This window comes from Cryobacterium sp. TMT1-66-1 (assembly GCF_004403435.1).
Taxonomy (GTDB): domain Bacteria; phylum Actinomycetota; class Actinomycetes; order Actinomycetales; family Microbacteriaceae; genus Cryobacterium; species Cryobacterium flavum.
Genome location: NZ_SOGP01000009.1, coordinates 380,968 through 407,951, shown reverse-complemented (window position 1 = coordinate 407,951; position 26,984 = coordinate 380,968). Strand labels below are relative to the sequence as shown.

General features: G+C 67.0%; 23 protein-coding genes. 5 read left to right on the top strand and 18 right to left on the bottom strand.

All coding sequences use genetic code 11. The features are described from left to right. The first annotated feature begins 81 nt into the window (after nucleotides 1-81). Nucleotides 82-4,026 carry a LamG-like jellyroll fold domain-containing protein gene (locus E3T29_RS07700; protein ID WP_134344913.1) on the top strand — a complete coding sequence of 1,315 codons (3,945 nt, stop codon included), beginning with the start codon at nucleotides 82-84 and terminating at the stop codon, nucleotides 4,024-4,026. Between the two features lie 18 nt (nucleotides 4,027-4,044). Here E3T29_RS07700 and E3T29_RS07695 read toward each other — a convergent pair whose 3' ends face one another. From E3T29_RS07695 to hemE, 12 genes are all read right to left on the bottom strand, one after another. Continuing rightward, on the bottom strand, nucleotides 4,045-4,395 hold the full coding sequence (locus tag E3T29_RS07695; RefSeq protein WP_134344912.1) for a hypothetical protein: 351 nt from the start codon (nucleotides 4,393-4,395) through the stop codon (nucleotides 4,045-4,047). A 136-nt stretch (nucleotides 4,396-4,531) separates the two neighbouring features. Continuing rightward, nucleotides 4,532-5,905 carry a glutamate-1-semialdehyde 2,1-aminomutase gene (gene hemL, locus E3T29_RS07690; RefSeq protein WP_241987695.1) on the bottom strand — a complete coding sequence of 458 codons (1,374 nt, stop codon included), beginning with the start codon at nucleotides 5,903-5,905 and terminating at the stop codon, nucleotides 4,532-4,534. Further along, nucleotides 5,902-6,885, bottom strand: a complete 984-nt coding sequence (hemB, locus tag E3T29_RS07685; protein WP_134344911.1) for a porphobilinogen synthase — start codon at nucleotides 6,883-6,885, stop codon at nucleotides 5,902-5,904. Before hemB ends, hemL begins: the two co-directional genes overlap by 4 nt. A gap of 58 nt (nucleotides 6,886-6,943) precedes the next feature. Then, nucleotides 6,944-7,720 (bottom strand): uroporphyrinogen-III synthase, encoded by a 777-nt coding sequence (locus E3T29_RS07680; protein ID WP_134344910.1) that lies wholly within the window; start codon nucleotides 7,718-7,720, stop codon nucleotides 6,944-6,946. Between the two features lie 17 nt (nucleotides 7,721-7,737). Continuing rightward, entirely contained in the window at nucleotides 7,738-8,691 is a 954-nt protein-coding gene (hemC, locus tag E3T29_RS07675; RefSeq protein WP_134344909.1) for a hydroxymethylbilane synthase, read from the bottom strand. Then, nucleotides 8,688-9,812 carry a ferrochelatase gene (locus E3T29_RS07670; protein WP_134344908.1) on the bottom strand — a complete coding sequence of 375 codons (1,125 nt, stop codon included), beginning with the start codon at nucleotides 9,810-9,812 and terminating at the stop codon, nucleotides 8,688-8,690. Before E3T29_RS07670 ends, hemC begins: the two co-directional genes overlap by 4 nt. Then, nucleotides 9,812-10,564: a hydrogen peroxide-dependent heme synthase gene (gene hemQ, locus E3T29_RS20160; RefSeq protein WP_134344907.1), complete on the bottom strand. Its 753-nt coding sequence runs from the start codon at nucleotides 10,562-10,564 to the stop codon at nucleotides 9,812-9,814. The genes E3T29_RS07670 and hemQ overlap by 1 nt, the downstream gene beginning before the upstream one ends. Before the next feature lie 83 nt (nucleotides 10,565-10,647). After that, nucleotides 10,648-10,929 carry a hypothetical protein gene (locus E3T29_RS07660; RefSeq protein WP_241987694.1) on the bottom strand — a complete coding sequence of 94 codons (282 nt, stop codon included), beginning with the start codon at nucleotides 10,927-10,929 and terminating at the stop codon, nucleotides 10,648-10,650. Further along, complete coding sequence (locus E3T29_RS07655; protein WP_092338604.1) at nucleotides 10,916-11,335, bottom strand: phage holin family protein; 420 nt, start codon at nucleotides 11,333-11,335, stop codon at nucleotides 10,916-10,918. Before E3T29_RS07655 ends, E3T29_RS07660 begins: the two co-directional genes overlap by 14 nt. A gap of 69 nt (nucleotides 11,336-11,404) precedes the next feature. Next, complete coding sequence (locus tag E3T29_RS07650) at nucleotides 11,405-11,779, bottom strand: hypothetical protein (protein WP_174776405.1); 375 nt, start codon at nucleotides 11,777-11,779, stop codon at nucleotides 11,405-11,407. Nucleotides 11,780-11,901: 122 nt separating this feature from the next. Further along, nucleotides 11,902-13,494, bottom strand: a complete 1,593-nt coding sequence (locus E3T29_RS07645) for an NAD(P)/FAD-dependent oxidoreductase (RefSeq protein WP_134344906.1) — start codon at nucleotides 13,492-13,494, stop codon at nucleotides 11,902-11,904. A 10-nt stretch (nucleotides 13,495-13,504) separates the two neighbouring features. Next, on the bottom strand, nucleotides 13,505-14,626 hold the full coding sequence (hemE, locus tag E3T29_RS07640) for a uroporphyrinogen decarboxylase (protein ID WP_134345014.1): 1,122 nt from the start codon (nucleotides 14,624-14,626) through the stop codon (nucleotides 13,505-13,507). Between the two features lie 72 nt (nucleotides 14,627-14,698). On the opposite strand from hemE, the gene E3T29_RS07635 reads away from it, so the two are divergent. Next, on the top strand, nucleotides 14,699-16,066 hold the full coding sequence (locus E3T29_RS07635; RefSeq protein WP_134344905.1) for a glutamyl-tRNA reductase: 1,368 nt from the start codon (nucleotides 14,699-14,701) through the stop codon (nucleotides 16,064-16,066). 45 nt (nucleotides 16,067-16,111) lie between these two features. On the opposite strand, the gene E3T29_RS07630 is transcribed toward E3T29_RS07635, so the two are convergent. Further along, nucleotides 16,112-17,158, bottom strand: a complete 1,047-nt coding sequence (locus E3T29_RS07630) for an alcohol dehydrogenase catalytic domain-containing protein (protein ID WP_134344904.1) — start codon at nucleotides 17,156-17,158, stop codon at nucleotides 16,112-16,114. Nucleotides 17,159-17,203: 45 nt separating this feature from the next. Further along, on the bottom strand, nucleotides 17,204-18,589 hold the full coding sequence (locus E3T29_RS07625) for a glycine--tRNA ligase (RefSeq protein WP_134344903.1): 1,386 nt from the start codon (nucleotides 18,587-18,589) through the stop codon (nucleotides 17,204-17,206). A 163-nt stretch (nucleotides 18,590-18,752) separates the two neighbouring features. On the opposite strand from E3T29_RS07625, the gene E3T29_RS07620 reads away from it, so the two are divergent. Genes E3T29_RS07620 through E3T29_RS07610 form a run of 3 tightly spaced genes read left to right on the top strand, consistent with a single transcriptional unit; the run spans nucleotide 18,753 to nucleotide 22,469 of the window. Continuing rightward, nucleotides 18,753-21,026: a carbon starvation CstA family protein gene (locus E3T29_RS07620; protein WP_134344902.1), complete on the top strand. Its 2,274-nt coding sequence runs from the start codon at nucleotides 18,753-18,755 to the stop codon at nucleotides 21,024-21,026. Continuing rightward, nucleotides 21,023-21,253, top strand: a complete 231-nt coding sequence (locus E3T29_RS07615; protein WP_369831287.1) for a YbdD/YjiX family protein — start codon at nucleotides 21,023-21,025, stop codon at nucleotides 21,251-21,253. The genes E3T29_RS07620 and E3T29_RS07615 overlap by 4 nt, the downstream gene beginning before the upstream one ends. 16 nt (nucleotides 21,254-21,269) lie before the next feature. Further along, complete coding sequence (locus E3T29_RS07610) at nucleotides 21,270-22,469, top strand: mannosyltransferase family protein (protein ID WP_134344901.1); 1,200 nt, start codon at nucleotides 21,270-21,272, stop codon at nucleotides 22,467-22,469. A gap of 2 nt (nucleotides 22,470-22,471) precedes the next feature. Here E3T29_RS07610 and xylB read toward each other — a convergent pair whose 3' ends face one another. Genes xylB through E3T29_RS07590 form a run of 4 tightly spaced genes read right to left on the bottom strand, consistent with a single transcriptional unit; the run spans nucleotide 22,472 to nucleotide 26,944 of the window. Further along, nucleotides 22,472-23,881 carry a xylulokinase gene (xylB, locus tag E3T29_RS07605; protein WP_241987693.1) on the bottom strand — a complete coding sequence of 470 codons (1,410 nt, stop codon included), beginning with the start codon at nucleotides 23,879-23,881 and terminating at the stop codon, nucleotides 22,472-22,474. 32 nt (nucleotides 23,882-23,913) lie between these two features. Continuing rightward, nucleotides 23,914-25,419 (bottom strand): mannitol dehydrogenase family protein, encoded by a 1,506-nt coding sequence (locus tag E3T29_RS07600; protein WP_134344900.1) that lies wholly within the window; start codon nucleotides 25,417-25,419, stop codon nucleotides 23,914-23,916. A gap of 11 nt (nucleotides 25,420-25,430) precedes the next feature. After that, nucleotides 25,431-26,147, bottom strand: coding sequence for an HAD-IA family hydrolase (locus tag E3T29_RS07595; RefSeq protein WP_166792352.1), 717 nt, complete (start codon nucleotides 26,145-26,147; stop codon nucleotides 25,431-25,433). Then, a complete protein-coding gene (locus tag E3T29_RS07590) occupies nucleotides 26,144-26,944 on the bottom strand; it encodes a DeoR/GlpR family DNA-binding transcription regulator (protein ID WP_134344899.1) in 801 nt (266 codons plus the stop codon). The genes E3T29_RS07595 and E3T29_RS07590 overlap by 4 nt, the downstream gene beginning before the upstream one ends. Between the last annotated feature and the right edge of the window lie 40 nt (nucleotides 26,945-26,984).

Below are 26,984 nucleotides of genomic sequence, written 5' to 3'. Positions count from 1 at the left end.
CCCTGAGAATCCCTCACTAAGCTCCGATCTGTGCGGTGGCTGTCCGATGGCTGCGAATACGGTCAAAGTGAGGCACCTCTGGTGAGTGAGCTATTTTCTGCCCAAAATCGGTTCCTGGCCGTGGTTGCAACTGCCGCACTCGTTTCCGGGGTCCTCGCGGGGCCACTGACAGCGAGCGCCGACAGCCTTCCTGCGGATGCGACATCCCCCGTGACGGTATCGGCGGACTCGCTCCCCACTGCGCAAATCAACGGGGTCGTCTGGACCCAACTCATTGTGGGCGACACCGTCTATGTCGGGGGCGAGTTCAGCCGCTCACGACCAGCCGGTTCCGCCGCCGGCGTGAACGAGGTCATACGCAACAACCTGCTGGCCTACAACCTCACCACCGGCGTTCTGGTCGCATCCTTCAACCCCAACGTCAACGGCGCCGTCCGCGCCCTGACCGTATCTACCGACGGGTCGCGGCTGTTCGCCGCAGGCGCTTTCACGAGCGTGAGTGGCTCCAGCCGGTCTCGCATAGCCGCGTTCGACACGACGAGCGGCACGCTCATTCCCGACTGGGCACCGGTTATCAACGCGGGCGTCAAAGCGCTCACCTTTGCGGGCAACAGCGTCTACGCGGGCGGCTCGTTCACGTCGGCAGGCGGCCAGCCCCGCGCGAGGATGGCGGCGTTCAATGGCGCCACCGGCGCCCTGCAATCCTGGTCGGGCACGCCGGCCGGTGGCAACATCAATGCCCTCGTCGCCTCTCCCGACGGAAGCAAGGTCGTCATCGGCGGCTCATTCACGACCTATAACGGCAGCTCCAACCCCGGATACGGGATGGCCGCAACCGATTCCATAACCGGCGCTTCCCTGCCGTGGAAGATCAACAATCTGATTCGTAACGGTGGCAGCCAGGCCGCCATCCTGAGTCTGACCGGATCGGCCGACGGCGTGTTCGGCACCGGCTACGTCTTCGGCAGCGGCGGCAATCTCGAGGGAACATTCCGTGCCAGCTGGGACGATGGCAGTCTGATCTGGGTCGAAGACTGCCACGGCGACACCTACTCTGCTGTGCCGGCCGGCGACAAGGTGTACACGACCGAGCACGCGCATTACTGCGGCAACATTGGCGGCTTCGAGCAATCCGAGCCGTGGACCTACCACCGCACCCTGGCCTTCAGCATGGATGTCGGCGGCGCCATCACGGCCGACAAGCACGGCTACTACAACTTCGAGGGCACCCCTCGGCCTAACCTGCTGGCGTTTTATCCCGACATCAACACCGGCACCTTCACCGGACAAGGCCAGGGCCCGTGGCAGGTGACAGCCAATGCCCAGTACCTGCTCTACGGCGGCGAATTCACGACCGTGAACAACAAACGCCAACAGGGCCTGGCCCGATTCGCCGTGCCCACCATCGCCCCGAACAAGGAAGGACCGCGTGTCGCCAACGCCTCCTTCGCCCCCTCGGCATTCGTGCCATCGGTCGCCTCGTTCGTGAGCGGAACAGCACGTCTGAGCTGGAAGTCAGCCTACGATCGCGACAACGAGAAACTCACCTATGAAGTACTGCGGGATGGTGTCGCCGTCACCAGCGTTCAGGGACTCTCCTCCGACTGGAATCGACCAACACTCTCGTACTCCGACACCGGGCTCACGCCGGGGCAGAGTTACTCCTATCGAATTCGGGTCACTGACCCGTTCGGTAATACGCAAACCGGCGGCACGGCCAGCGTCACCATCGCCTCCGGCAGCCTCAGCGACTATTCTGCGGGCATCCTTGCGGACTCGCCCCAATCGTATTGGCCGCTGAATGAGGCATCCGGTGCCACGGCCTTCGACTGGACCGGCGGCGCCGACCTGACCCGAAACGCCGGAGTCAGCCCCGGTGTTCCCGGCGCAATCGTGGACTCGGCCACCACGGCGAGCCGCTTCGACGGCACAGAGTCGGGATTCGCCGCGACCGACAATGCGCAGAGCCCCTCGAATTCGTTCAGCGTCGAAACCTGGGTGAAAACCGACAGTACTCAAGGCGGCAAGATCATCGGGTTCGGCAACAGCGCCACCGGCCAGAGCACCGGTTATGACCGGCACGTGTACATGGATACCGGCGGTCGCGTCTGGTTCGGGGTCTACCCCGGAGGAGCGCAAACGATCACGTCACCCGCGTCCTACAACGATGGCCAGTGGCACCACATCGTGGCCAGTCTCGGTGGCTCCGGCATGTCGCTGTCCATTGACGGCAAGAAGGTCGCGCAGCGCGCCAACGTCACCTCCGGGCAGGACTACCAGGGCTTCTGGCGCATCGGAGGGGACAGTCTCAATGGCTGGCCCAGCCAGCCCACCAGCGCGTTCCTCGCCGCCGACATTGCCCAGGTCGCCGTGTACTCCGCTCCGCTCACGCAAAAGCAAATCGTGGCGCACTTCGTGGCCTCCGGCCGAACCAGCCCCGTCGCATCCGCTCCCGCCGACGTCTACGGCGCGGCCGTCTACAGCGCTGAACCTGATTTGTATTGGCGCCTGGGCGAGTCGAGCGGAACGAAAGCGATCGACTCATCGGCTTGGGACCAGCCCGGAACCTACTCGAACTCGGTCAGCCTCGGCGCTGACGGACTGGTCAACGGCACGAGCAACACGGCCGCATCGTTCAACGGCGGGATCGTGAGCAGTGACACCCGGATTGACGCTCCAGCCAGCTATGCGCTGGAATCCTGGTTCAGCACGACGACACAGCAGGGTGGAAAAATCATCGGCTTCGGCAGTGCTTCCACCGGATTATCGAACAACTATGACCGGCACGTCTACCTGCAAGACGACGGTCGCCTGGTCTTTGGCACCTGGACCGGGCAAACCAACACCATCGTGACCGATGCCAGCTACAACGATGGAGCGCCGCACTACGTGCTCGCCCAACAGTCCTCTGCCGGGATGGCGCTCTACGTTGATGGCGCTCTCGTCGGCACTAATCCGCAAACGGGTGCCCAGGGGTACCCCGGATATTGGCGCATCGGCGGCGACAACACGTGGAACTCGTCGAGCCCGTGGTTCGTCGGCACCATCGACGATGTCGCCGTCTATCCGGGTCCGCTCAGCGCCGCCGTGATCGCGCAGCACTATTCGCTCGGCACCGCCACGCCCGTTGCGCAGAACACTGCACCGACCGCCGCATTCACCGTCGCCGCCGAGCAGCTTACTGTCTCAACGGATGCCACCTCTTCGGCAGATTCTGACGGGACCGTCAGGGATTTCGCCTGGTCCTGGGGTGACGACGCCACCAGCGCCGGCGAGACCGCGCAGCATACCTATGCCGCCGCCGGAACCTACTCGATCGCACTGACCGTCACCGACAATGACGGCGCCACCGACACGACCACGCGTTCGGTCACGGTCTCAGCGCCGCCACCGGTGCCGACCGGCATCGCAGCGGATGCCTTCACCCGCGACGTCAGTCGAGGACTCGGCTTGGCCGATATCGGCGGCGCGTGGACCACGACCGGCACAGCCAGCAACTACTCGGTGACCGCTGGTGCCGCAATCCTGCGGGCGACCGCCGGAGGAAGGTCGAACGGCTACCTCGACGGCGTCTCATCGGTGAGTACCGATGTTACGGTCACCACGTCACTGCAGCAGCCAACCACGGGAGCCGGCACCTACGTTTCCCTGATCGGGAGGCGCGTCGCCTCTGACGACTATCGGACGAGGGTGAAAGTACTCGCGAATGGCACTGTGCAGCTGCAGCTCATGCGCGGCTCCACCACCTTGCAGGCGAGCACTGTCGCCGGGCTGAGCTACGCCACCAACGATCAGTTGCAGGTGCGGCTGCAGGTTTTCGGTACGGCGCCGACAACGATTCGCGCCAAAGTGTGGCGGGTGGGAACCGAGGAGCCCGCAGCCTGGAAGCTCAGCCGGACCGATGCCACAGCCGCCCTGCAGCAGGCCGGATCAATCGGGCTGGCCGTGTACAGCAGCGGATCGGCCACCACACCGATGACGGTCTCCTTCGATTCTCTCTCCGCGATCGCGGTGACGGAGCCGTAGCGCGTGTGGGCTGCCGACCTAGGTCGGCAGCTTGAGCGAGTCGACGAAATCGGCCGCGTGCTGGCTGGTGAGGATGACGCGAGCGAATTCTTCGTTGACCAGGTCGATCACCACGGCCGGGCGGTGACGCTTGATCGAGACAAAGTCCTTGCCGCCGTGAAACTTCCAGGTTCCGGCGGCCACGACGAGCGGAACGATCGAGCCAAGAGCGCGAATCCCGCGCAGCCAGATCCACGGATCCTCGGTGATGATCACCGAGCGGATGTTCTCTCGCTGCACCACGATCGACTCACGTCGCAGCGCAAGGGTTCTTTCCGCGCGCGTCAGGTGGATCTCGAGCCGGTCGGAATGCACGCTCAGGGAAGCCATTGTTCCAGTCTGCCCGGTTTCGATCGAAAATCTGTTGTCTGACGCGAACAAAAGCCGTGACGTGCCAACGCAGGATCCCTCCAACGCGAGCGGATGAGCGTGGCCAGCCACGCTCATCCGTCTGGTTAATTGCAGATCAACCCTGGGGCGTAGCGGCGGCCGCCGCCTTGGCCGCAGCGGGAAGTGCCTCGAAAATGCGACCGATGGCGCTCTGGTCGTGGGCGTCCGAGACGAACCAGGCCTCGAACACGCTCGGCGGCAACGAAACACCGCCGTCGAGCATGGCGTGGAAGAACGGTGCGTACCGAAACGCCTCCTGGCGCTGCACGTCGGCGTAGGTGCGCGGGGCTGAGCCCTGCGCCTCCTCGCCGAACACGAAGCTGAACAGATTGCCGGCCCGCTGCACCCGGTGCGCGACGCCCTCGGCCGCGAGGGACGCTGACACAGCCTCCGAGAGGATGATGGCGGTCGCGTTGAGCCGGTCGTACACGCTCACGTCGAGCAGGTTCAACGTCGCGATGCCGGCCGCGACGGCGACCGGGTTGCCGGAGAGCGTTCCGGCCTGGTAGACCGGGCCGGTGGGTGCCAGAAAGTCCATCACGTCGGCCCGGCCGCCGAGGGCTGCAACGGGAAGGCCGCCACCGATGATCTTGCCGAAGGCGAGCAGGTCGGGCGTGTAGAACTCTTCCCCGGCCGACTCGAGGCTGCTGGTCTCCAGGCCCCAGAAGCCGGAACGACTCACCCGAAAGCCGGTGAGCACCTCGTCAAGAATGAGCAGGGCGCCATTGGAGTGCGCGATCCCGGACAGCGCGGCGTTGAACCCGGCATCCGGGGCGACGACACCCATGTTGGCGGCGGCGGCTTCGGTGATGATGGCGGCGATTCGACCGGGATGTGCCTCGAACGCAGCCCGCACGGCGTCGAGGTCGTTGTACGGCAGCACGAGAGTCTGTGCCGCCGTGGCGGCGGTGACGCCGGCCGAGCCGGGCAGAGCCAGCGTGGCGAGGCCGGAGCCGGCCTGGGCGAGCAGGCCGTCGGAGTGGCCGTGATAGTGACCGGCGAACTTGATCAGCAGGTCACGACCGGTAAACCCACGGGCCAGGCGAATGGCGGTCATGGTGGCTTCAGTGCCGGTGGAGACCAGACGCAGCTTTTCGACCGCGCCGACCCGCTCAGCGACGAGCTCGGCCAGTTCGGTCTCGGCCGGCGTTGAAGCGCCGAACGAAAGCCCGAGGGCGGCGGCATCCTGAACGGCCTTGATGACCTCGGGGTGCGCGTGGCCGAGAATCGCCGGTCCCCACGAATTGACCAGGTCGACGTACTCGCGGCCGTCGGAGTCGGTGACGTAGGCGCCGGCCGCCTTCACGAGAAAGAGCGGGGTGCCGCCGACCGAGCCGAAGGCGCGTACCGGCGAGTTGACCCCGCCGGGAATCACTCGGCGGGCGCGGTCGAACAGTTCGTCATTGCGGGAAGCCGCGTGTTCCACGGGTGTCGACATCGTGTTGGTCATGCTCGCTCCTCCTTGAGCCAGGTGGCCAGTTCAACGGCCCAATAGGTAAGTACGGCGTCGGCTCCGGCCCGGCGGATGCTGAGGACCGACTCTTCGACGGCGCGGCGGCGGTCGATCCAGCCCTGAGCGGCAGCGGCCTCTATCATGGCGTACTCGCCGGAAACTTGATATGCCCAAACCGGAATATTGCTCATGGCGGCAACTTTGGCGAGCACGTCGAGGTAGCTGCCGGCCGGCTTGACCATGACGATGTCGGCGCCTTCGTCGATGTCGAGCTGGGCCTCACGCACACCCTCGCGCCGGTTGGCCGGGTCAAGCTGGTAGGTGCGGCGGTCGCCGACCAGGGTGGAGGCGACTGCTTCGCGGAACGGGCCGTAGAACGCGGAGGCGTACTTGGCCGAATAGGCGAGCACGGCGGTGTCTTCGAATCCATTGGCGTCCAGGGTCTCACGCACGGCGGCCACCTGGCCGTCCATCATGCCGGAAAGACCGAGCAGCGCAGACCCGACGGTGGCCTGGGCCAGCGCCATGTCGCGGTAGCGCTCGAGGGTGGCATCGTTGTCGACGTGGCCGTCGGTCGCGAGTACCCCGCAGTGACCGTGATCGGTGAATTCGTCGAGACACAGGTCGGTCTGCACGACGAGCGCGTCACCGATCTCGTCGACCAGTGCGCGGGTGGCGAGGTTGAGGATTCCCTTAGGGTCGGTCGCGCCGGTACCAATCGCATCCCGCACTTCGGGCACGCCGAACAGCATGACACCGCCCACGCCGGCCTCGGCTGCCTGCACCACAGCGCGTCGGGCGCTATCGATGCTGTGCTGCACGACGCCGGGCATCGAGCTGATCGGGCGCTGCTCATCGCCTTCGCGCACGAACATTGGGAGAACGAGCTCCGCCGGGTGGACACGAATTTCACTGGCCAGGCGACGAAGCGCGGGGCTGGTGCGCAGGCGTCGGGGGCGAATAACGGGGTTGGTCACCCCTGTACCTTACGCCGCCAGGCTGTACGTTTCGTTATCCGGTCGTTACCTGGCTCGATCAGAGCGCCGGTGCGGTTCCCGCCAGCGCGGTGTCGACGAGGGCCTCAATGAGGGACTCGGCGCTGCGCTCGGCAGCGACGACGTCCACGCGCAGTCCGAGCGCCCGGGAGTCCTTCGCCGTCTGCGGACCGATGCAGGCTACGAGTGTGCGTTCAGGAATGTCGCCAAACTGCTCGCGCACCTGGCGTGCGACGCTGCCGCTCGTCACGAGAACGGCGTGCACGAGGCCCGCTTTCACATCGGCGACGACCTGGTCGCTGACCGGAACACCGATGGTGCGGTAGGCGACGACTGATTGCACGTCGTGGCCGACCCGGCGCAGCCCCTCGGAGAGCAGCGGCTTGGCGATCTCGCTGCGTAGGGTCAGCACGCGTAACGGGATGACCCCGGCCGTAGCGGTCTCCCATTCCTCGAGCAGACCGCGGGCCGAGTTGTCCTCGGAGGGGACGATGTCCACGTGGTATCCGGCCGCGATGAGCGCCGCCGCTGTAGTCTCTCCGACCGCGGCGACGCGTGTTCCCGGTGCGATGATCGCACGGTGCGACGACAGAACGTCGACGGTCGTGGCGCTCGTGATGGTCATCCAGTCAAAGTCGCCGGCGGCGAGGCGGGTGAGCGCCGCGTCGAGGGCTGGGGCGTCGTCGGTCGCGGCAAAGTTGATCATGGGAGCCACGATCGGATGCGCACCCTTGGCCCGCAGATTTGCTGCCACCTGGTCTCCCCAGGGTCCGCCGCGCGGAACGAGAACTCGCCAGCCCGCGAGAGGCTTGGTCATTCGATTGGTCACGTGGGTCACTCAGTCACTTTCAGGGGAGAGAACTCGGCCGCGCCACCGGCCAGAAGATCTATGGATACTCGTTCGGCCACGTCGAGCGCGGCTTCGGTGAGATGGAGGGCGGAGTGCGAATCGGGGGTCGCCGCGTGCGAGCTGGTGACCTTGCGGGAACCGTCAGGGCTGTACACGGTGGCGGTGAGGAAGAGGAGCCCATCGTCGACGACCGCGGTCGCGCCGATCGGTGCTGCGCAGCCGGCTTCGAGGCGAGCCAGCACCGTGCGCTCGGCGGCGGTCGTCGCCTGAGTGGAGGCGTGGTTCATGGCGGCGAGCGCAACGCCGAGCAGGCGTTCCGGTCTGCCGGCGCGCACCTCGATGGCGAGCGCACCCTGGCCCGGAGCCGTCGGCCAGGCCGACAGGTCGAGAAATTCGGGCGCGAGCGAATCGAGCCGACCGAGACGTCCGAGGCCGGCGGCGGCGAGCACGACGGCGTCGAGGTCGCCCTCGGCGACGCGGCCGAGGCGCGTGTCGATGTTGCCGCGAATGTCCACGATCGTGAGGTCGGGGCGACGCTCCAGCAGTTGGGCTACCCGGCGCGGCGAGCCCGTTCCCACACGGGCGCCCTCGGGAAGGGTGTCCAGGGTGAAGCCGGCGCGCGCGCAGAGCACGTCGCGGGCATCCGCTCTCTTGGGGGTTGCGCCGATAACGAGGCCCGGGTGGGGCTCGGTCGGCAGGTCCTTGAACGAGTGCACGATGACATCGCACTCGTCGTTCAACAGGGCTTCGCGCAGGGCGCTCGCGAACACGCCGGTGCCGCCGAGGCTCGAGAGCGGTTCGGTCGAGGTGTCGCCGTGCGTGGTGACGCGCACGATTTCGACCTCGACACCGGCCGAAGCCGCGATGCGGTTGACGATGGTCTGGGTCTGCGCGAGCGCCAGGGCGCTCGCGCGGGTGCCCACGCGGATCACGGTCATGGCGCCATTCCGGCGACGGCCGGCTTGAAGCCGAGGCGCACGTTCTCACAGCAACCGGGGCGACAAACGTCGTACCAGGGTCCGAGAGTGGTCTCGGCCGGGCGGTCTTCCACCGGGGTGTCGTTCAGGCGTTCCTCGATCAGGTCGACGAGGCCGCTGACGAAGTCGGGCGACACACCGGGGGTCGGCACACGCACGGCCTTGATGCCGAACTTCTCGCTCGTCTCCATCGCCTCGTTATCGAGGTCCCACATAACCTCCATGTGGTCGCTCACGAAACCGAGCGGCACGATGATGACGGCACGGATGCCGCGGGCCGGCAGCAGGGCGATCGCGTCGTTGATGTCGGGTTCGAGCCACGGCATGCTGGGCGGGCCGCTGCGGGACTGGTAGACAAGCTGCCACTGCGTCTTGAGCGGCACCGAGGAATCGTCCGGTTCCACGAGGGAGTCCATGACGACCTGTGCAACGGCGCGGTGCTGGGCCTCGTAGGCACCGCCCTCGCTGAAGCCGCGCTCGGGCGGGCCACTCTTGTTCGCATCGGTCATCGGGATGGAGTGGGTCGAGAACAGGATCTCGACCTCAGTGTCGACGTTTATGCCGGGGACAGCTGCCACGACGTCAGCCAGTCCCTGGGTCACGCCGGTGATGAACGGGGTCACGAAACCAGGGTGGTCGAAGAACTGGCGGATCTTGTCGATGTGCACGACGTTCGTCAGACCGGTGTCGCTGAGGGCCTTGGCGAAGTCTTCGCGGTACTGGCGGCATCCACTGTAGGAGCTGTAGGCACTCGTGGCGATCGCGAGGAGGCGATCCCGACCCTTGTCGTGGGCTTCGCTGATCGTGTCCTTCAGGTAGGGCGCCCAGTTGCGATTGCCCCAGATGACCGGCAGGTCGATGCCGCGCCGGTCGAGCTCCACCTGCAGTGCCGCCTTGAGCACGCGGTTCTGGTCGTTGATCGGGCTGATGCCGCCGAAGTGGCGATAGTGCGTGGCGACCTCTTCGAGGCGTTCCTCGGGGATGCCGCGGCCTCCGGTCACGTTGCGGAGGAATGGGATCACGTCGTCTTGGCCTTCGGGTCCGCCGAAACCGGCCAGCAGCACTGCGTCGTAAGCGGTCATTACTGAAGCACCTCGACCAGCTCGGCGGTGGAAATGCGGCGTCCGGTATAGAACGGGATCTCCTCGCGCACGTGGCGACGCGCCTCGGTGTCGCGCAGGCCGCGCATCAGGTCGACGAGCTCGGTGAGCTCGTCGCTCTCGATCGGCAGCAGCCACTCGTAGTCGCCGAGGGCGAAGGCGGAGACGGTGTTGGCGATGGCTCCGCGGTAGGCGGCACCCTTGCGGCCGTGGTCGGCAAGCATGCGACTGCGGTCTTCCTCGGGAAGCAGGTACCACTCGAAGCTGCGCACGAAGGGGTAGATGGTGAGCCAGGCCTTCGGCTCGATGCCGCGCAGAAAGCCGGGCACGTGGCTCTTGTTGAATTCGGCGTCGCGGTGCACGCCCATGGCATTCCAGGTGGGCAGCAGGCTCTTGAGCAGGCGGCTGCGGCGCAGTTCGCGGTTGGCCCATTGCAGGGTTTCAGCCTCGGGCGCGTGGGTCCAGATCATGACGTCAGCGTCGGCCTTGAGGCCGGAGACATCGTAGAAGCCGCGCACGGTGACGCCCTCGGCTTCGATCAAGGCCACCACGTCGTCGAGCTCGTTCACGGCGTGCGGAACATCGCGGCCGTCGAGATCATCGGGGTTGTGCGGGTCTCTTCGCAGAACGGTAAAGAGGGTGAATCCTTGCGGCGAAGCCGCGGGTACCTCGGAATCGGTGGGGGTGGTGGGCTGAACGCTGGGTACTGCCTCTCCGGCAGCCGGGTGAGTCATGGTTCTAGTTTGCTCTGTATTGCGCCCGGCACCAAAATGAGCCCACCGGTTCCTGTGAACCGACCGAGCGGGCCTGGTGGGAACTAGCGGTTCTTGGCCACCGCTGAGGCTCCGAACCAGACGATAACGCCCACGACTGTCGCCGCTCCGAGGGCAATGCCCACGAGAGCGGCCGGACTGTCTTCGCCGAGCTGGCGCAGGGCGTGGGAGAGCTGACGCCGTTTGATGCGCAGCTGTTTGGGCAAGTTGAACTTGTACTCGATCGCGTCGAGCGTCGAGGCGAGTTCGGCCCGCGCGTGCCGCGCTTCGGCACGAAGATCGCCGATGCCGTGCTTCTCGGTTTGCGTGCCGCTATTTGGTGTCATATTCGCCAACTCCCTTGAATGCATCTGCGTCCAGGCGGATGCTCGCGTGCACGCCCTCGGGGTCTGGTTTCGTGGCTGCCTTCACCCGATTGACACCGATGAGCACGAGGATGACGGCGAGCAGCACGAGCGCCACCGCCACGATGAGGGTGGCCAGCCAGAGCGGCAACACCAGAGCCAGCGCGATCACCGCGAGGGCGACGAACACTCCGAGTGCAAAAAAGAGGATGGCTCCGGCCACGATGAAGAGGGCAGCACCAACCCCGAAGTTCTTGGCCTTCGTGGCGAACTCGGCCTTGAAGGCATCCAGTTCGGCTTTGACGAGGGCACTGATCTGGCCGGGCAGCTCCCCGATCAGGGCGAGCAACGGGCGTTTGCTCTTCGGGTTGAATCCACTGCTAGTCACGGATTGCCTTCCCTAGGTTCGGGTGTCGGTGTTTCGGGTGTCTGAGAATTCTACGAGTTGCCGTCGGGCTTACTGCGCGTCGGAATCGTCTTCGACGGGCTTGGCTTTAGGGGTCGCTTTCGGCTTCGGCTTTGCGGCGGCCGTTCGATTCGTGGTCGTGCTCGCCTTGGCGGCTGGGGTGGTCACTGCGGGGGTGGAAGCCTGCTTTTTCTTGGCGACCGCCTGGTTGACCGCTTTCTTGCCGGCCTTATACAGGGTGGAGGGAACGTCTCCAACCAGCTCGAGGGCGGCATCGCGCACCTCGGTCACCCGGCGCTGCACAGGTTTGGCGTTCCAGAGATCATTGGCAGCGGCGGCGATCTGGTCGTAGCGTTTGCGGCCGGCGCGTGCACCGAGCACGTAGCCGACGAGTCCGCCCGTGATGAACAGAAGCTTTCCGCGCATTGAGTCTCCACTTTCGTAAGGTCTCCCCAGAGTAACCCGGTTCGCCGTTTCGGTCTCGGGTGCGCCCGGGTATGTCACACCGCGCTCGTATCAATACAGGAAGTGCACAGTTTCGGCGTCCGCTAGAGGTCGGGGGCGGTGATGGTCAGGCCGAGGGCGGCGTGCCGAATGCGGTCGCCGGCCTCGAGGGCGTGCGGGATGACCGAGGCGAGGCCGGTTCCGGCCAGCCAAGCACCGGTGATCTCCAGTGCGGGCGTCGCGGCCACGGCCTCGTGCACCAGCTGGGCGCGTTCGGGCGCACCGAGAGTGGCCGGTGACAGCGCGTCACGCCACTCGGTGCGGGCGAAGGCGCGCACGCAGCCGGCCGGAAGCGGCACACCGAGCAGGGTGGCAGCATCGTGCAGGGCGAGCGCCTGCAGTTCAACGTCGCTGAGGTCATCGGTCGGGTTGGGGTGACCCGCCCGGCCATAGGACAGCCGCACGACATGCCGGCCGGGGCCGGCCGCGTCGGCGACCCAGGCCCACTTTGCGGTGACGTGCGTGAGCGCCTTCGCGGTGACATCGGGGGCGTCGATCGAGACGAGCACGCCGGTGCCGCGCGGGTGAGCGTCGAGGGCGGGCGCATCGAGCACGAGCGAGGTGAGGGTCACCGCGGTCGGGGCCGGCCAGTCGAGTTCGGCGAGCGCATCGAACCGGGCGCCGAGCGGATTGACCAGTCGCAGCGCCTGGGCTCCCTGAGTCGCGATGATGACGTAGCGGGCGGTGATGGTCTGGGTCGTGGTGCCGACGTCGGCGGGGTCAGCTGAGTCGATCGGGTCAGCCGGGTCGGCGGGCGCGGCATCCGCGGGGCGCGTGACGGTGACGGACCAGGTCGGCGCATCGTCGGTACCGGAGCGAGCCAGGGTCTCGGCCGTCGTGCCGGTGAGGATGCTCACGTTGTGGCGCTCGAGGGCGGTCACGATGGCTGCGGGCAGGCTGGCCATGCCGCCGAGCAGCCCGCCGACGTTGGAGCCGGCGGGGGCGCCGGACCGCAGGGCTGAGACGGCGCCGGAGAGCGAGCCGGCGGTGGTGAGGGCGCGGTTGAGTCCGGGGGCGACGACGTCGATTTCGAGGTCGACGGCGCTCGTCGTGTAGACGCCGGAGGCAACCGGTTCGACCAGGCGGTCGAGTACTCGCGCGCCCATGCGCTTTTTCACGAGGTCGCCGAGGCTGTGCTCCCGGCCGATGGTGAGCACGGGCATGAGCCGGTCGAGGTAGGCGCGGAGCGACCCCTTCCAGCCGATCACGCGGCGCACGTCGTCGGCGAGTGGGGAACCGGGAATTCCGAGAACGCCGGCCTTGGGGAGCGGAACGCTCACCGAGGCATCCGCTGACGGGCGTTGCAGGGCGGTTCCGGCGGCGACCTTCTTCGCGCGGGCGCGGGACGACGAGCCGGAGTTGAGCGCGGGCAGGTGCAGCCAGGCGCCGGCCACGTTGGGGGCGACGATTTGGTCGGTGAGGCCGAGGTCCTCGACGAAAGCGGCGACGGTTCCGCCGCGCACGGCGAAGCTCTCGGCTCCGCTGTCAAGACTGAGCCCGTCGAGAACGTGGCCGGCGACCGGGCCGCCGACGGCATCCGTTGCCTCGATGATGGTGACGGCCAGACCGACCTGGGCGCATTCACGGGCGGCCACCAGACCGGCCACTCCCCCGCCGATCACGAGAACGTCGATCATTCTGTTGCTCCTACTCGGCCGCGCTCACGTCGTGCACGAGGCTGACCAGGCGGGTCAGCACGTCGGGGTCGGTGTCGGGCGGAACGCCGTGGCCGAGGTTGAGTACGTGGGAGGGTGCGCTGCGGCCGCGTTCGAGTACGTCGCGCACGTGCGCTTCGAGCACCGGCCAGGGAGCTGCGAGCAGGGCCGGGTCGACGTTGCCCTGCACCGGAACCGCGCCGCCGAGCCGGCGGTTGGCCTCGTCGAGCGGTACGCGGTGGTCAACGCCAACGACGTCGGCTCCGATGTTGTGCATCTCTTTCAGTAGTTCGCCGGTGCCGACGCCGAAGTGCACGATCGGCACGTTGCGATCAACCGAGACGTCGTCGGCGCCGGGCACCGTGTAGGTGAGATCGCGCACGTGGGCGATCGCCGCAGCCGAGGCTGGAGCGACGGATGCCGCATAGTCGGCCAGCGAGAGCGCTCCGGCCCACGAGTCGAACAGTTGGGCCGCGCTCGCGCCGGCGACCACCTGGGCGCGCAGGAACCGGCCGGTGACATCGGCGGTCCAGGCCATGAGCTTCGCCCAGGCCTCGGGCTCGGAGTGCATCAGGGTTCGGGCGTGGATGTGGTCTTTGGAGGGACCGCCCTCGACCAGGTAGGCGGCGAGGGTGAACGGGGCACCGGCGAAGCCGATCAGCGGGGTCGACCCGAGCTGCGAGACCGCCAGGGCCACGGCGCCCCGAATCGGCGCGAGGGCCTCCTCCAGAATGGCGGGGTCGAGGGAGGTGAGTTCGTCGACATCCGCTCTGGTGCGCACGGCCTTGCCGAGAACGGGACCCTTGCCGGCCACGATCGACACGTCGACCCCGACGAGCTTCAGGGGAACGACGATGTCACTGAAGAAGATTCCCGCGTCGACGTTGTGGCGGCGCACCGGCTGCAGCGAGATCTCACTCGCCAGTTCGGGGTCGAGGCACACGTCGAGCATGCGCGTTCCGACCCGCAATTCGCGGTATTCGGGCAGCGATCGCCCGGCCTGGCGCATGAACCACACCGGGGTCACGGCGGGCCGGGTGCCCTGGTAGGCCTGGATCAGGCGGGAGTCGGCGGTGAGGCCGGAGGAGAGTGGATGCTGCGCGTCGAGGATCATCACGCCCATTCTCTCAAATATCCCTGACGGCGCGCGACGGAAGCGTACAGCAAGAAGTCGTAGAATCGGCTAGTGCTCATTCTTCTTTCCGCCAGCCACAAAAACTCCACCTTCGATGTGCTGGAGAAATTGTCTGTGGGCGGGGGCTCTTCGGCCACCCGCATGGTTCGGCAGCATGGGCCACTCAGCGGTGCCGTCGTCGTCGCGACCTGCAACCGCTTCGAGGCCTACCTCGACCTGGATGAGCCCTACGGCGTGTCGCCGCTGCCCGCCGTCTACGCCGCGATTGAGGCCGTGAGCGCCTCGAGCGGCCTCGATATCGACGTTCTGCGCGACAATCTCACCCTCGTGCACGGCAATGGCGTGGCCGAGCACCTGTTCGCGGTGACCAGCGGGCTCGAATCCGTCGTCGTCGGCGAGGTCGAAATCGCCGGCCAAGTGCGCCGCGCGCTCGAGCAGGCTCGCGCCGACGGCACCACGAGCCCCGAGCTCGAGCGTCTGTTTCAGCGGGCCTCGCAGACCTCGCGCGGCGTGAAGAACCGCACCGGGATCGGATCGGCCGGCCGCTCGATCGTGCGCCTCGCCCTCGAGCTGGCCGAAAGCCGGGTCAGCGACTGGTCCAGCGCTCGCGTGCTTTTGGTCGGCACCGGACGCTATGCCGGCGCCTCGCTGGCCGCCCTGCGTGACCGCGGAGCCGAGAACGTGCGGGTGTACTCGCCCTCGGGCCGGGCCGTCGGATTCGCAACCTCGCACGACATTGACGCCGTACCCGCCGAGGATTTCGCCGCCGAGGTGGCCCGTGCCGACGTCGTCGTCACCTGCACTCTGCGCGACGACCACGTGATCGATGCCGCCCTGATCACCCGTGGTCGTGCCGAGATCGGCACGGACCCGTTCGCCATTGCTGGCGCCACCGCCGACGCTCCCGCCCGGCTGTGCCCGGCCGACTCAGGACCCGAAGCACCGCCGCAGCTCATCATCGATCTCGGCCTGCCCCGCAACGTCGCCCCCGATGTCGCCCTGGTTCCCGGCGTCGAGCTTCTCGACCTCGAGACCATCAGCATCCACGCCCCGCTCGAAGAGCTCAACGCCACGACCGAGGCCCGCGAAATCGTCGGCAAGGCGGCCCGCAAGTTCTCCGATGTTGCCGAAGAGCAGAGCCTCACCCCGGCCGTCGTCGCCCTGCGCAGCTACGTGTTCGAGCTGCGCGACGCCGAGATCGCCCGGGCTCGCAGCCGCGGCGACTCGAGTGAGGCCACCGAGTCGGCCCTGCGTCACCTGGCCGGCGTGCTGCTGCACACCCCCATGGTGCGCGCCCGGGACCTGGCCCGCGCCGGCGAGCAAGACGCCTACCTGACCGGCCTCGACGCCCTGTTCGGCATCGACGTCACACTGCCCGTCGCCGGTACAGCGGATGCCGCCGGCTCCATAGCTTCCTAGCTGACCTCCCCGGTTCAAGGGGCCGAAGGTGGCAGCGCGCGACGGTCAGGGGCGGGCAACCTCGACTAGCGTGACGCCGGCCGGCGCGCCTGGCGTGGACATGGCAGCGAGGGCCGCCGGTGCTTCGGCCAGGGAAATGCGGCGGCTGATCAGGTCCGCGGGGCGCAGTCGGCCGCTCAGTACGAGGTCGAGCAGCGCCGGGTAGTCGTGGGCCGGCATTCCGTGGCTGCCGAGCACGGTCAGTTCCCGCGCGATCACCGTGCCCAGCGGCATCCGCGGGTCGTCGGCCAGCAGGCCGATCTGCACGTGCCGCCCGCGAGTAGCCAGCGAGCGGATGCTGATAGCCACGGTATTCTCCCGGCCAAGCGCCTCGAGACTCACCTGCGCACCGTCCACGGTAAGCGCCCGAATGCGTGCGACCACCTCGGCATCGAAGAGCCCGGTCGAGTTGACCACGTGCGCCGCGCCGGCCCGAGTCGCCGCGTCGAGCGCATCGGCACTGATGTCGACGGCGATCACCGTGGCTCCCAGCGCCTGCCCAATCATGATCGCGCTCAGGCCCACTCCGCCACAGCCGACGACCACGAGAGTTTCGCCCGCCTGGAGGCGGGCCTGGTGCACGAGCCCGCGATACGAGGTGGCGAACCGGCAGCCGAGCAGCGCTGCGGCGCCGGCGTCGAGGTCGTCCGGAATCGCGATGAGGTTCACGTCGGCGTGGTGCAGCGCGACCCGCTCGGCGTAGGAGCCCCAGTGAGTGAAACCGGGCTGGGTCTGGTTGCGGCAGACCTGGCCGTTTCCGGCGTCGCACTCCGGGCACTCGCCGCAAGCGCAGACGAAGGGCACGGTCACCCGCTGGCCCGCTCGGAACCGGCGCACGAGCGGCCCGACCTCATCGATCACGCCGACCAGTTCGTGCCCGGGAACGTGCGGCAGGGCGATGTCGGCGTCATGGCCGAGCCAGCCGTGCCAGTCGCTGCGGCAAAGGCCCGTGGCCTCCACCCGCACGATCACGCCGGCCGCGCTCAAACGCGGCTCCGGCACTTCGCGCAACATCGGAAGAACACCGAACTCTTCGAAATAGACCGCTTTCATGGTCTCAGTCTGCACGACGGATGCCGGTGCATCCGCTGTGTGAGACTACGCGCCGCGGAGTCGCACGGCCAGGTAGGCCTCGAGCTCGGCGAGCGGCACGCGCTCCTGCGCCATGGTGTCGCGGTCGCGCACAGTCACCGCCTGGTCGTCAAGCGAATCGAAGTCGACCGTGATGCAGTACGGCGTGCCGATCTCGTCCTGACGACGGTAGCGACGACCGATGGCTCCGGCGTCGTCGAAATCCACGTTCCAGAGCTGGCGCAGGTTCGAGGCAAGCTCGCGGGCCATCGGCGACAGCTTCTCGTTGCGCGACAGCGGCAGAATGGCGGCCTTCACCGGCGACAGGCGTGGGTCGAGCTTGAGTACGGTGCGCTTGTCGACGCCGCCCTTATTGTTCGGAACCTCTTCTTCGACGTAGGCGTCAACCAGGAAGGCCATCAGCGAACGGGTCAGGCCGGCGGCGGGCTCGATCACCCAGGGCATCCAGCGCTCGTTCTTGGTCTGGTCGAAGTACGAGAGGTCTTTACCGGATGCCTTGGCGTGCGTTGACAGGTCGAAGTCACCACGGTTCGCCACGCCCTCGAGCTCACCGAATTCGGTGCCGGTGAAGCCGAAACGGTACTCGATATCGACGGTGCGCTTGGAGTAGTGCGAGAGCTTCTCTGCCGGGTGCTCGAACAGGCGCAGGTTCTCGGGATTGATGCCGAGGTCGGTGTACCACTTCATGCGGGTGTCGATCCAGTACTGGTGCCAGGTCTCATCCGTGCCGGGCTCGACGAAGAATTCCATCTCCATCTGCTCGAACTCGCGGGTGCGAAAGATGAAGTTTCCGGGGGTGATCTCGTTGCGAAAGCTCTTGCCGATCTGGCCGATGCCGAACGGAGGCTTCGAGCGCGACGCCTGCAACACGTTGGCGAAGTTCACGAAGATGCCCTGCGCCGTTTCGGGGCGCAGGTAGTGCATGCCGGCCTCGTCATCGACCGGGCCGAGGTAGGTCTTGAGCAGTCCGGAGAATGCGCGCGGCTCGGTCCAGATGTGACGGTTGCCGCAGTTGGGGCAGGCGATGTCATCGAGTCCGTTTTCGGGCGGGCGGCCCTTCTTCTCCTCATACTGCTCTTCGAGGTGGTCGGCGCGAAAACGCTTGTGGCAGCTGGTGCACTCGATCAGCGGGTCGCTGAAAACCTCGACGTGACCGGATGCTTCCCAGACCTGGCGAGGCAAAATCACGCTCGAGTCGAGACCGACGACGTCGTCGCGGCTGGTGACCATCGAACGCCACCACTGCTTCTTGATGTTCTCCTTGAGCTCGACGCCGAGGGGCCCGTAGTCCCAGGCCGAGCGGGAACCGCCGTAAATCTCACCGGCCTGAAAAACAAAACCGCGGTGGCGGGCGAGGGCGATGACGGAATCAAGATGAGTGGGCGTCGCCACGGTGGCTCCAATGGTCGAAGGCGCAGAATGCGGGCGAGTGCCCGGTTACCCATTTTACGCGCTCGATCCGACCCGAGTTCCCGCTCTGGTTCGGAGCCTTTCTCGCGCGGATGTAACGTTAGTAGGCAGATTCACAGAATTTGCCTTGGCTCAAGGAGGAGAAATGGGCGCTTCGTCCAGCACGACCGAAGAATCGACCGCTCTGAAACGAATTCCGCACGACCTCGCGGTCGCCCTGGATCCCGAGGAGCTTGACGCCCACGATCGTCAGTGGACGCCTCTCAAAATCATCATCTGGTCGGCTATTTCACTGCTCGGTGGCCTCAGCTGGGTCATGCTCGCCGTCGTGCGCGGTGAGACTGTCAACGCCATCTGGTTCGTGTTCGCCGCGATCTGCACCTATCTCATTGGCTACCGCTTCTACTCGAAGTTCATCGAGAAGCACATCATTCGCCCCGATGACCGCCGGGCCACCCCGGCCGAGTACAAGGCCGATGGCAAGGACTTCGCCGCCACCGATCGCCGCGTCCTGTTCGGTCACCACTTCGCTGCCATCGCCGGCGCCGGCCCCCTCGTCGGCCCCGTACTGGCCGCACAAATGGGCTACTTGCCCGGAACCATCTGGATCATCGTCGGCGTCGTACTCGCCGGCGCGGTGCAGGACTACCTGATTCTGCACTTCTCTATGCGCCGCGGCGGTCGCTCTCTCGGCCAGATGGCCCGCGACGAACTCGGCGTGATCGGCGGCACCGCTGCCCTCATCGCGACCCTCGTGATCATGGTCATCATCGTCGCCATCCTCGCTCTCGTCGTCACCAATGCTCTCGCCGAAAGCCCGTGGGGCGTGTTCTCGGTGGGCATGACCATCCCGATCGCCCTGTTCATGGGCTGCTATCTGCGCTTCTTCCGCCCGGGCAAGATAACCGAGATCTCCATCATCGGCTTCGTACTGCTGATCGCCGCCATCGTCGGCGGCGGCATGGTGGCCGGCACCGATTTCGGCCAGACCTACCTGCTCCTCGATAAGGTCACCATCGCCTGGGGCATCATCATCTACGGCTTCATCGCCGCTATTCTGCCGGTCTGGCTGCTGCTGGCCCCGCGCGACTACCTCTCGACGTTCATGAAGATCGGCACGATCGGCATGCTCGCCGTCGCGATCGTCATTATCCGCCCCGAGATCAGCGTGCCGGCCGTGAGTGACTTCGCCACGAGCGGCACCGGCCCCGTGGTTGCCGGAACCCTCTTTCCGTTCCTGTTTGTGACGATCGCCTGCGGCGCCCTCTCTGGGTTCCACGCGCTGATCGCCTCTGGCACGACGCCCAAACTCATTCAGAAGGAACGCCAGACCCGGTTCATCGGCTACGGCGGCATGCTCATGGAATCGCTCGTGGCAATCATGGCCCTGGTCGCCGCGCTGTCGATCGACCGCGGAATCTACTTCGCCATGAACGCCTCGCCCGCTCTCACCGGCGGCACCGTGCAGGGCGCGGTCGCTTTCGTGAACAGCCTCGGTCTGACCGGCGTCAACCTCACACCGAGCATGCTGACCGACATGGCCACCAACGTCGGCGAAGAGTCGATCGTCTCCCGTACCGGCGGCGCCCCGACGCTCGCCGTCGGCCTATCCCACATCATGCAGCAGCTCGTCGGCGGCGCGTCGATGATGAGCTTCTGGTACCACTTCGCCATCATGTTCGAAGCCCTGTTCATTCTCACCGCAGTGGATGCCGGCACCCGCGTCGCCCGTTTCATGCTGCAGGACAGCCTCGGCAACTTCTTCCCGAAGTTCAAGAACACGTCCTGGCGCCCCGGAGCCTGGACCGCCACGGCCATCATGGTCGCCGCCTGGGGAGCCGTGCTTCTCATGGGAGTGACGGATCCGCTCGGCGGCATCAACACGCTGTTCCCGCTGTTCGGCATCGCCAACCAGCTGCTCGCGGCGATCGCCCTGGCCGTGTGCATGGCCATCGTCGCCAAGCGGGGCCTGTTCAAGTACCTCTGGGTCGTTGCACTGCCGCTCGGTTTCGCCGCTGTCGTCACGATTTCAGCGTCGTTTCTGAAGATCTTCTCGACTACCCCAGCCATCGGCTACTTCGCGCAGAACCGCGCGTTCTCCGATGCCCTCGCCGCTGGCGAGACGAGCTTCGGCACCGCCCCGAACGTTCTCGCCATGGAGGCTGTCGTGCGCAACACGATGGTGCAGGGCGTTCTCTCGATCGTCTTCGTCGTGCTCGCGATCATCGTGATCCTCACTGCGATTCAGGCCACCTGGAACGCCTACCGCAAGAACTCCAGTGCCACGAGTGAAGACGATGCCGTGCAGTCGCAAATCTTCGCGCCGGCCGGGTTCATCATGACCCCGCCCGAAAAGGTACTACAGGCCGAGTGGGATGCCCTTCCGGTGGAGAAAAAAATCAAGGTCAAGGGTCACTGATGACCGTTCTGGCGGGCGTCCGCAAGGGCGCCCGCGGCGTGGTCTGGTTCCTTAAGGGGATTCTCGGCGAGGACGCCTACGAGAAGTATGTGGCGCACCACGCGAGTGAATGCGAAACGGATGCCGCGGGCGCAGGCCGCGCGCCGCATCCGCTCATGACCGAGCGCGAATTCTGGCGCGACCAGACGGACCGGCAGGACAAGAACCCGCAGGGACGCTGCTGCTGACAGCTAGTCTGGACCGATGACGATCGGGGGTAGGGCAGAGCGGCTGCGCGCGCTCCGCACCCGACTCGGTCAGCTGCCGCCGTGGGGACTCGTGCTGCTGATCTGGGGTCTGTCGCGGCTCGTCACGACCGCACTGCTCGGTACCGTTTTTGCCGTCGCCTCGCGGGCTGGCTGGACCTTCGCGAGCTACCGGCGCGACCCTAACTTCTTCACCTTCTCGGGGTCGTGGGACAGCTCGTTCTACCGACAAATTGCGCTGCACGGGTATCCGACCGAGCTGCCGACGGATGCCGCCGGACATGTCGAGCCAAACGTCTGGGCGTTTCTGCCGGTGTTTCCCTGGCTGTCTCGCGGTCTGGCGCAGCTGACCGGCCTCGACTTCTACGTGGCCGGCGTGCTCGTGGCGACCCTGTTCGGCGCCCTGGCCGCGCTCGCGCTTCACCGCCTGCTGGAACCGCGAGTCGGGAGCCATTCGGCGCTGTGGGCGGTGGCCCTGTTCTGTTTCGGGCCGCTGTCGTTCATTCTGCAGGTGGCCTACGCCGAGAGCTTGTTTCTGTTCCTGGTGTTCGCGAGCCTCTGGGCGATGATGGAGCGGCGCTACCTGCTGATGATTCCGCTCGCCGCGGTGGCCGCGTTCACCCGACCGGGCGTGCTCGCGCTGTCGCTGGCCCTCGCTCTCATGCTGCTGCTGCGCTGGCGGGAACGCGAGCGCTTCCCCTGGCGCGAGCGCTGGGCGATCGTGGCCGCCGGGCTGAGCATTGCCGCGGCCGGGCTGGCCTGGCCGCTCGTGGCCGGCGCCGTCACGGGCGTGCACGATGCCTATCTCGCCACGGAGTTGTCGTGGTGGACCGGCTTTGTGGGCCGGACGTCGTTCGTGCCGCTCACGCCGTGGATCCTGATGGCCGGCCGTTACCTCGGCGTAGCAGGCATCGTGCTGGTTCTGCTGCTCGTGGCCGGGTTCGGGTGGTGGTTGTCGCGGCGGGCGCTGCATCCGCTTCGGCCGGACGTCATCGCGTATTCGGCGAGCTACGCGCTCTACCTCGTGGCCGTGTTCCTGCCGCAGCAGAGCCTGTTTCGTCTGCTGCTGCCGCTGGCACCGCTGCTCGGCGACCCAATGATCGCCCGGTCGAAGCCGCTGCGTCGCGGCCTGCTCGTGGGCTCGATCGCCCTGCAGCCCGTCGCGATCTGGCTGCTCTGGTTCATCGGGTACCCCTAGTGTCAAACCCCGTAGATCAAGCCGCGCTGCTCGGCGTAGCGGGCGCGCACGTCGACGGCCCAGTCCCGGGCGGCTGAGGGCGTAAGTTCGGTCGCGATCTCGCGCTTCCACTCGGGAAACTCGCCGTCAAGGGCCCAGGCGGCCTGCCGGGCGGCGCCGAGAGCCACGTATTCGCCGGGGGCTGGCAGCAGGACCGGCACACCGAAGACATCCGCTGCGATCTTCTGCACAGCAGGCGATTGTGAGCCGCCGCCGATCAGAATGACCTGGCGCACGGGCACGCCCTGGCTGCGCAGCGAGTCGAGTGCGTCGGCGAGGCTGCAGACCAGTCCCAAAACGGATGCCTGGGCCAGGTTTTCGGGGCGCATATTGCCCCGTTGCATGCCGGTCAGCGAGCCGGTGGCATCCGGCAGGTTCGGGGTGCGTTCGCCGTCGAGGTAGGGCAGCATGAGCAGACCGTCGGCGTCGATCGGGGCGCTCAGAGCGAGCGCGCCGAAGCGTTCGATGTTCACGTCGAGCATGCCGGCCGTGGCCACGAGCGTGCGGGCACCATTGATGGTGGCGAGCAGGGGAAGCTGACCGCCGGCGGCGTCGGCGAACCCGGCGACCGAGCCGGAGGCATCCGCTATCTGGGCAGCGGTGCTGGCGAACACGGTGCCGCTCGTGCCGATAGACACGATCACGTCGCCTTCTTCGGCCCCGAGGCCGAGTGCGGCTGAGGCGTTGTCGCCGGCGCCGGCCGAGACGATGACGCCGCCGCTGGTGACCCCGGCCCGCTCCGACGGGCCGAGCACCCGCGGCACCCTGGCCGTGCGGCCGAGGGCGGACTCGAGCAGATCCAGGCGGTACTCGTTGCTGTGCACCGAGAAGTATCCGGTGCCGGAGGCGTCGCTGCGATCGGTCGTGGCCTCGACGGGCCGGCCGAGAATGTTCCAGGTGAGCCAGTCGTGCGGCAGCAGCACCTGTTCGACGCGGGCGGCGAGCTCGGGCCGGTTCGCGTGCATCCAGGCCAGCTTCGTGATGGTGAACGACGCGACCGGCACGACGCCGACCTCGTCGGCCCACATCGAGGCACCGTACTGCTCGGTGAGCGCTCTGGCCTGCGGGGCACTGCGAACATCGTTCCAGAGCAGGGCGTCGTGCACGGGCGTGCCGGTGTCATCGAGGGCGACCATGCCGTGCTGCTGCGCGCTCACACCAAGAGCGAGCACGTTGCCGGCGCCAGCGGCCGCGTCGGCGCCTCCGGCTTGCTCGAAGGCCTCCCACCAACGCGCAGGGTTGATGCTCGTGCCGTCGGGGTGGGGTGCGCTCTGCAGCTGCAAAAGCTCACCGGAGTCGGCGTCGACGCTCACGACCTTGCAACTCTGGGTCGAGGAATCGACTCCGACCACCACGCGACGTTTCAGTGCCAACGCATCTCCTTTGAAACCTAGTTGTGATCAGCCTAATCGAGGGACTTCAGGAGATGTTCGAGGGTGCCCCGGGCTCCGACCGTGTGCAGCAGGCCAAGCGCATGGTCGTAAGCCGCCACGAAGGCGTCGTCGTCGATCAGGTCGCCGAACAGGTCCCGGTCGCGCAGGAAGGAGTGCGGGTCGCTCGCGTAGCCGGTGGCGTTCTGCATGACGGTGTCTTTGACGCGGTCGACGACGTCGATCGGTTCACCGTGCTCGTCAATGCCCTCGGCGTAGCGGGCCCAGCTCGCCACGATCGCGGCGGAGAGGGCGAGCTCGCCGCCCCGGGCGGACTGCTCGCGGATCACCGGCAGCAGCCACTTGGGAATGCGGTCGCTCGACTCGGCGGCCAGGCGGGCAACGGTGTCGCGCACCCCCGGGTTGCTGAACCGTTCGATGAGCTGCGTCTTGTAGTCCTCGAGGTCGATGCCGGGTACCGGCTTGAGCGTCAATGATCCCTCGCGGTCCATGTAGGCGCGCAGGAACCCGGCGATGAGCGGGTCGGCCGCGGCGTCGTGCACGAGGTGGTAGCCCATCAAATGCGCAAAGTAGGCGAGCCCCTGGTGGCTCGCATTGAGCAGGCGCAGCTTCATGAGCTCGTACGGTTCGACGTCGCTCACGAGCTGGGCGGCCGACTTCTCGTACGGCGGGCGGCCGTCGGTGAACGCGTCTTCGAGCACCCACTGCAGGAACGGCTCGCAGACTACGGGCCAGTGGTCGGCGAGACCGAAGGCCTTCGCGATCTGGGCGCGGTCGTCGTCGGTTGTGACCGGGGTGATGCGGTCGACCATAGAGTTCGGAAAGCTCACGGAGGCGTCAATCCAGGCGCCGAGGTCTGCGTCCTTGGCCGTGGCGAAGGCCACGAAGGAGCGGCGGGCGACGCGGCCGTTGTCCTGTAGGTTGTCGCAGGACATGACGGTGAACGGCGGGGTCGAGCGTTCGCGTCGACGACGCAGGGCCTCGACGACGAGGCCGAAGACCGTCGTGGGGGCGGCATCCGCTTGCAGGTCGGCGGCGACCTGCGGGTTGCTGAGGTCGAACCGGCCGCTGACCGGGTGGATGTTATAGCCGCCCTCGGTGACGGTGAGGGAGACGATTTTCACCTCGGGGCTCGCGAGGCGTTCGATCACGGCCTCCACGTCGTCGGGGGCGAACAAGTAGTCGATGATCGACCCGATCACGCGGGCGTCGAGCGTGCCGTCCGGGTGTTTCACGACGAGCGTGTACAGGCCGTCCTGCTCGAGCAGGGCGTCGCGCATGCGGGCGTCGGAGGGCATGACGCCGACACCGCAGATGGCATAGTCGCGGGCGAGGCCCTGCTCGAGCAGGTCGTCGATCATGAGGGCCTGGTGCGCGCGGTGAAAACCGCCAACGCCGAAGTGCACGATGCCGGCCGTGAGACCGGTGCGGTCGTAGCTGGGAACCTGCACGGTCGCGGGCAGCGACGACAGTGTCGCGTTGCGGAGCTCGACCAGGGCGGGAGTCGTGGTGTCGGTCATGGGTTCCTCATTCATTCGGTGTGCGATTCAATCGGAGCAGCGCGGGCGGGGTCGGCGCGCAACTGCACCGCGCCTCCCAGATACAGCAGGGTGCCGTCAAAGCGGATGCCGCCCAGGTCTGCTAAAACGAGGGTCGCCCCGGTGTCCAGTCCGCGCACGCCGATGCCGACGGTGAGCCCGATCTGGGCGGCCTGCGCCGACTCCACGCCGGCGTCGGCGTCTTCAAACACGACGGCGCGGCGCGGGTCGATGCCGAGCCGCTGCGCCCCCAGGCGATACGGGTCGGGGGCGGGTTTGCCGCGCGACACATCGTCGAAGGTGACGAGGCCCACCGGGCAGGGCAGCCCAGCAGCCCGCAGCCGGGCGCGGGCCACGACGGCCACGGCGCTCGTCACGATGGTGAACCGGGCGCTAGGCAGCGCCAGCAGCAGGTCGCGGGCGCCGGGCAGGGCGCGCACGAGCGGGGCCGTTTCGACCTCTTTCAGCATGAGCGCGTGGTCCGCGCGGTGCACGTCGACGGCCGGCACGAGTTCGGCGATTGTCTCCCTGGCCGGTCGGCCGTGGATGATGTCGCGGTTAAAGTCGAAGCCGGGAGCATACTCGACGGCCCATTCGTTCCAGGCTACGGCGGCGGCTTCGTCGGAGTTGACGAGCACCCCATCGCAGTCGAACAGCAGGCCGTCGATCGGGTAGCTGCCGATCTCCGACGCCAGGCTGGCCGCCGTCACTGTGTGATCTCCGATTCGAGCGCGCTCGCACGCAACACGAGCACGCCGGCCTCGGCGGCCAGGGCGAGGATCGCGTCATTCACTTCCCCGTCGACGACGAGGTGGTCGACCTCGTCGAGCTGAGCGAACTTCACCAGGCCGTGCGCTTGGAACTGGTCATGGTCGGCGACGAGCACGACGGTGGTGGCGGCATCCATCGCGGCGCGCTTGATGCGAGCGGCTTTCGGGTTGGCAGCGAGCAGCTGGCCGCTCGGGGTGAGGCCGCTCACGCTGATGAACGCGAGGTCGATGCGAATGTGCTCGAGCGATTCTCGGGCCCACTGGCCGGATTGCGAGTCATCGACCGGATCGACGGCACCGCCGAGGTTGTAGACCGAGAGTTCGGAGTTGCGGCTTGCCACGAGGGCCACCGGAATCGAGGTCGTCACCACCTGCAGCGCGGCGGAGTTCGGCAGGCACACCGACAGCGCCTCGGCAATCGGCCCGGCATCGAGAAAGAGGATGCCGCGCTCCGGCAGCAGGGTCGCCGCCAGGGTGGCGACCGGGTGGGCGACCGGTTCCGGCACCGTCAGCCGGTCGAGGTCATTGACCGGGTCGGCGACGCTGATCGCACCGCCGTGGGCTCGACGCAGCCGTCCGTCGTCTTCGAGGGTGCGCAGGTCGCGGCGAATAGTCTCCTCCGCAACGGCGAGCGACTCGGCGAGCTCGTTCACCTCGACCCGGCCGGCACCGGCGAGCGCGAGCAGAATGCTCGCGCGACGGTCATCGGCGCTGCGACTGGTTGGATCCGGTTTCATGTGGGCTCCCCTGGTGTTCTCGACGACAGGTGTTCTTACA

Bases quoted from the DNA above. Each gene is read 5' to 3' on its own strand.
- E3T29_RS07695 (WP_134344912.1), bottom strand. From the start codon at position 4,395: ATGGCTTCCCTGAGCGTGCATTCCGACCGGCTCGAGATCCACCTGACG.
- hemL (WP_241987695.1), bottom strand. From the start codon at position 5,905: ATGACCAACACGATGTCGACACCCGTGGAACACGCGGCTTCCCGCAAT.
- E3T29_RS07680 (WP_134344910.1), bottom strand. From the start codon at position 7,720: ATGACCAAGCCTCTCGCGGGCTGGCGAGTTCTCGTTCCGCGCGGCGGA.
- hemC (WP_134344909.1), bottom strand. From the start codon at position 8,691: ATGACCGTGATCCGCGTGGGCACCCGCGCGAGCGCCCTGGCGCTCGCG.
- E3T29_RS07670 (WP_134344908.1), bottom strand. From the start codon at position 9,812: ATGACCGCTTACGACGCAGTGCTGCTGGCCGGTTTCGGCGGACCCGAA.
- hemQ (WP_134344907.1), bottom strand. From the start codon at position 10,564: ATGACTCACCCGGCTGCCGGAGAGGCAGTACCCAGCGTTCAGCCCACC.
- E3T29_RS07660 (WP_241987694.1), bottom strand. From the start codon at position 10,929: ATGACACCAAATAGCGGCACGCAAACCGAGAAGCACGGCATCGGCGAT.
- E3T29_RS07650 (WP_174776405.1), bottom strand. From the start codon at position 11,779: ATGCGCGGAAAGCTTCTGTTCATCACGGGCGGACTCGTCGGCTACGTG.
- E3T29_RS07645 (WP_134344906.1), bottom strand. From the start codon at position 13,494: ATGATCGACGTTCTCGTGATCGGCGGGGGAGTGGCCGGTCTGGTGGCC.
- hemE (WP_134345014.1), bottom strand. From the start codon at position 14,626: ATGATCCTCGACGCGCAGCATCCACTCTCCTCCGGCCTCACCGCCGAC.
- E3T29_RS07630 (WP_134344904.1), bottom strand. From the start codon at position 17,158: ATGAAAGCGGTCTATTTCGAAGAGTTCGGTGTTCTTCCGATGTTGCGC.
- E3T29_RS07620 (WP_134344902.1), top strand. From the start codon at position 18,753: ATGGGCGCTTCGTCCAGCACGACCGAAGAATCGACCGCTCTGAAACGA.
- E3T29_RS07610 (WP_134344901.1), top strand. From the start codon at position 21,270: ATGACGATCGGGGGTAGGGCAGAGCGGCTGCGCGCGCTCCGCACCCGA.
- E3T29_RS07600 (WP_134344900.1), bottom strand. From the start codon at position 25,419: ATGACCGACACCACGACTCCCGCCCTGGTCGAGCTCCGCAACGCGACA.
- E3T29_RS07590 (WP_134344899.1), bottom strand. From the start codon at position 26,944: ATGAAACCGGATCCAACCAGTCGCAGCGCCGATGACCGTCGCGCGAGC.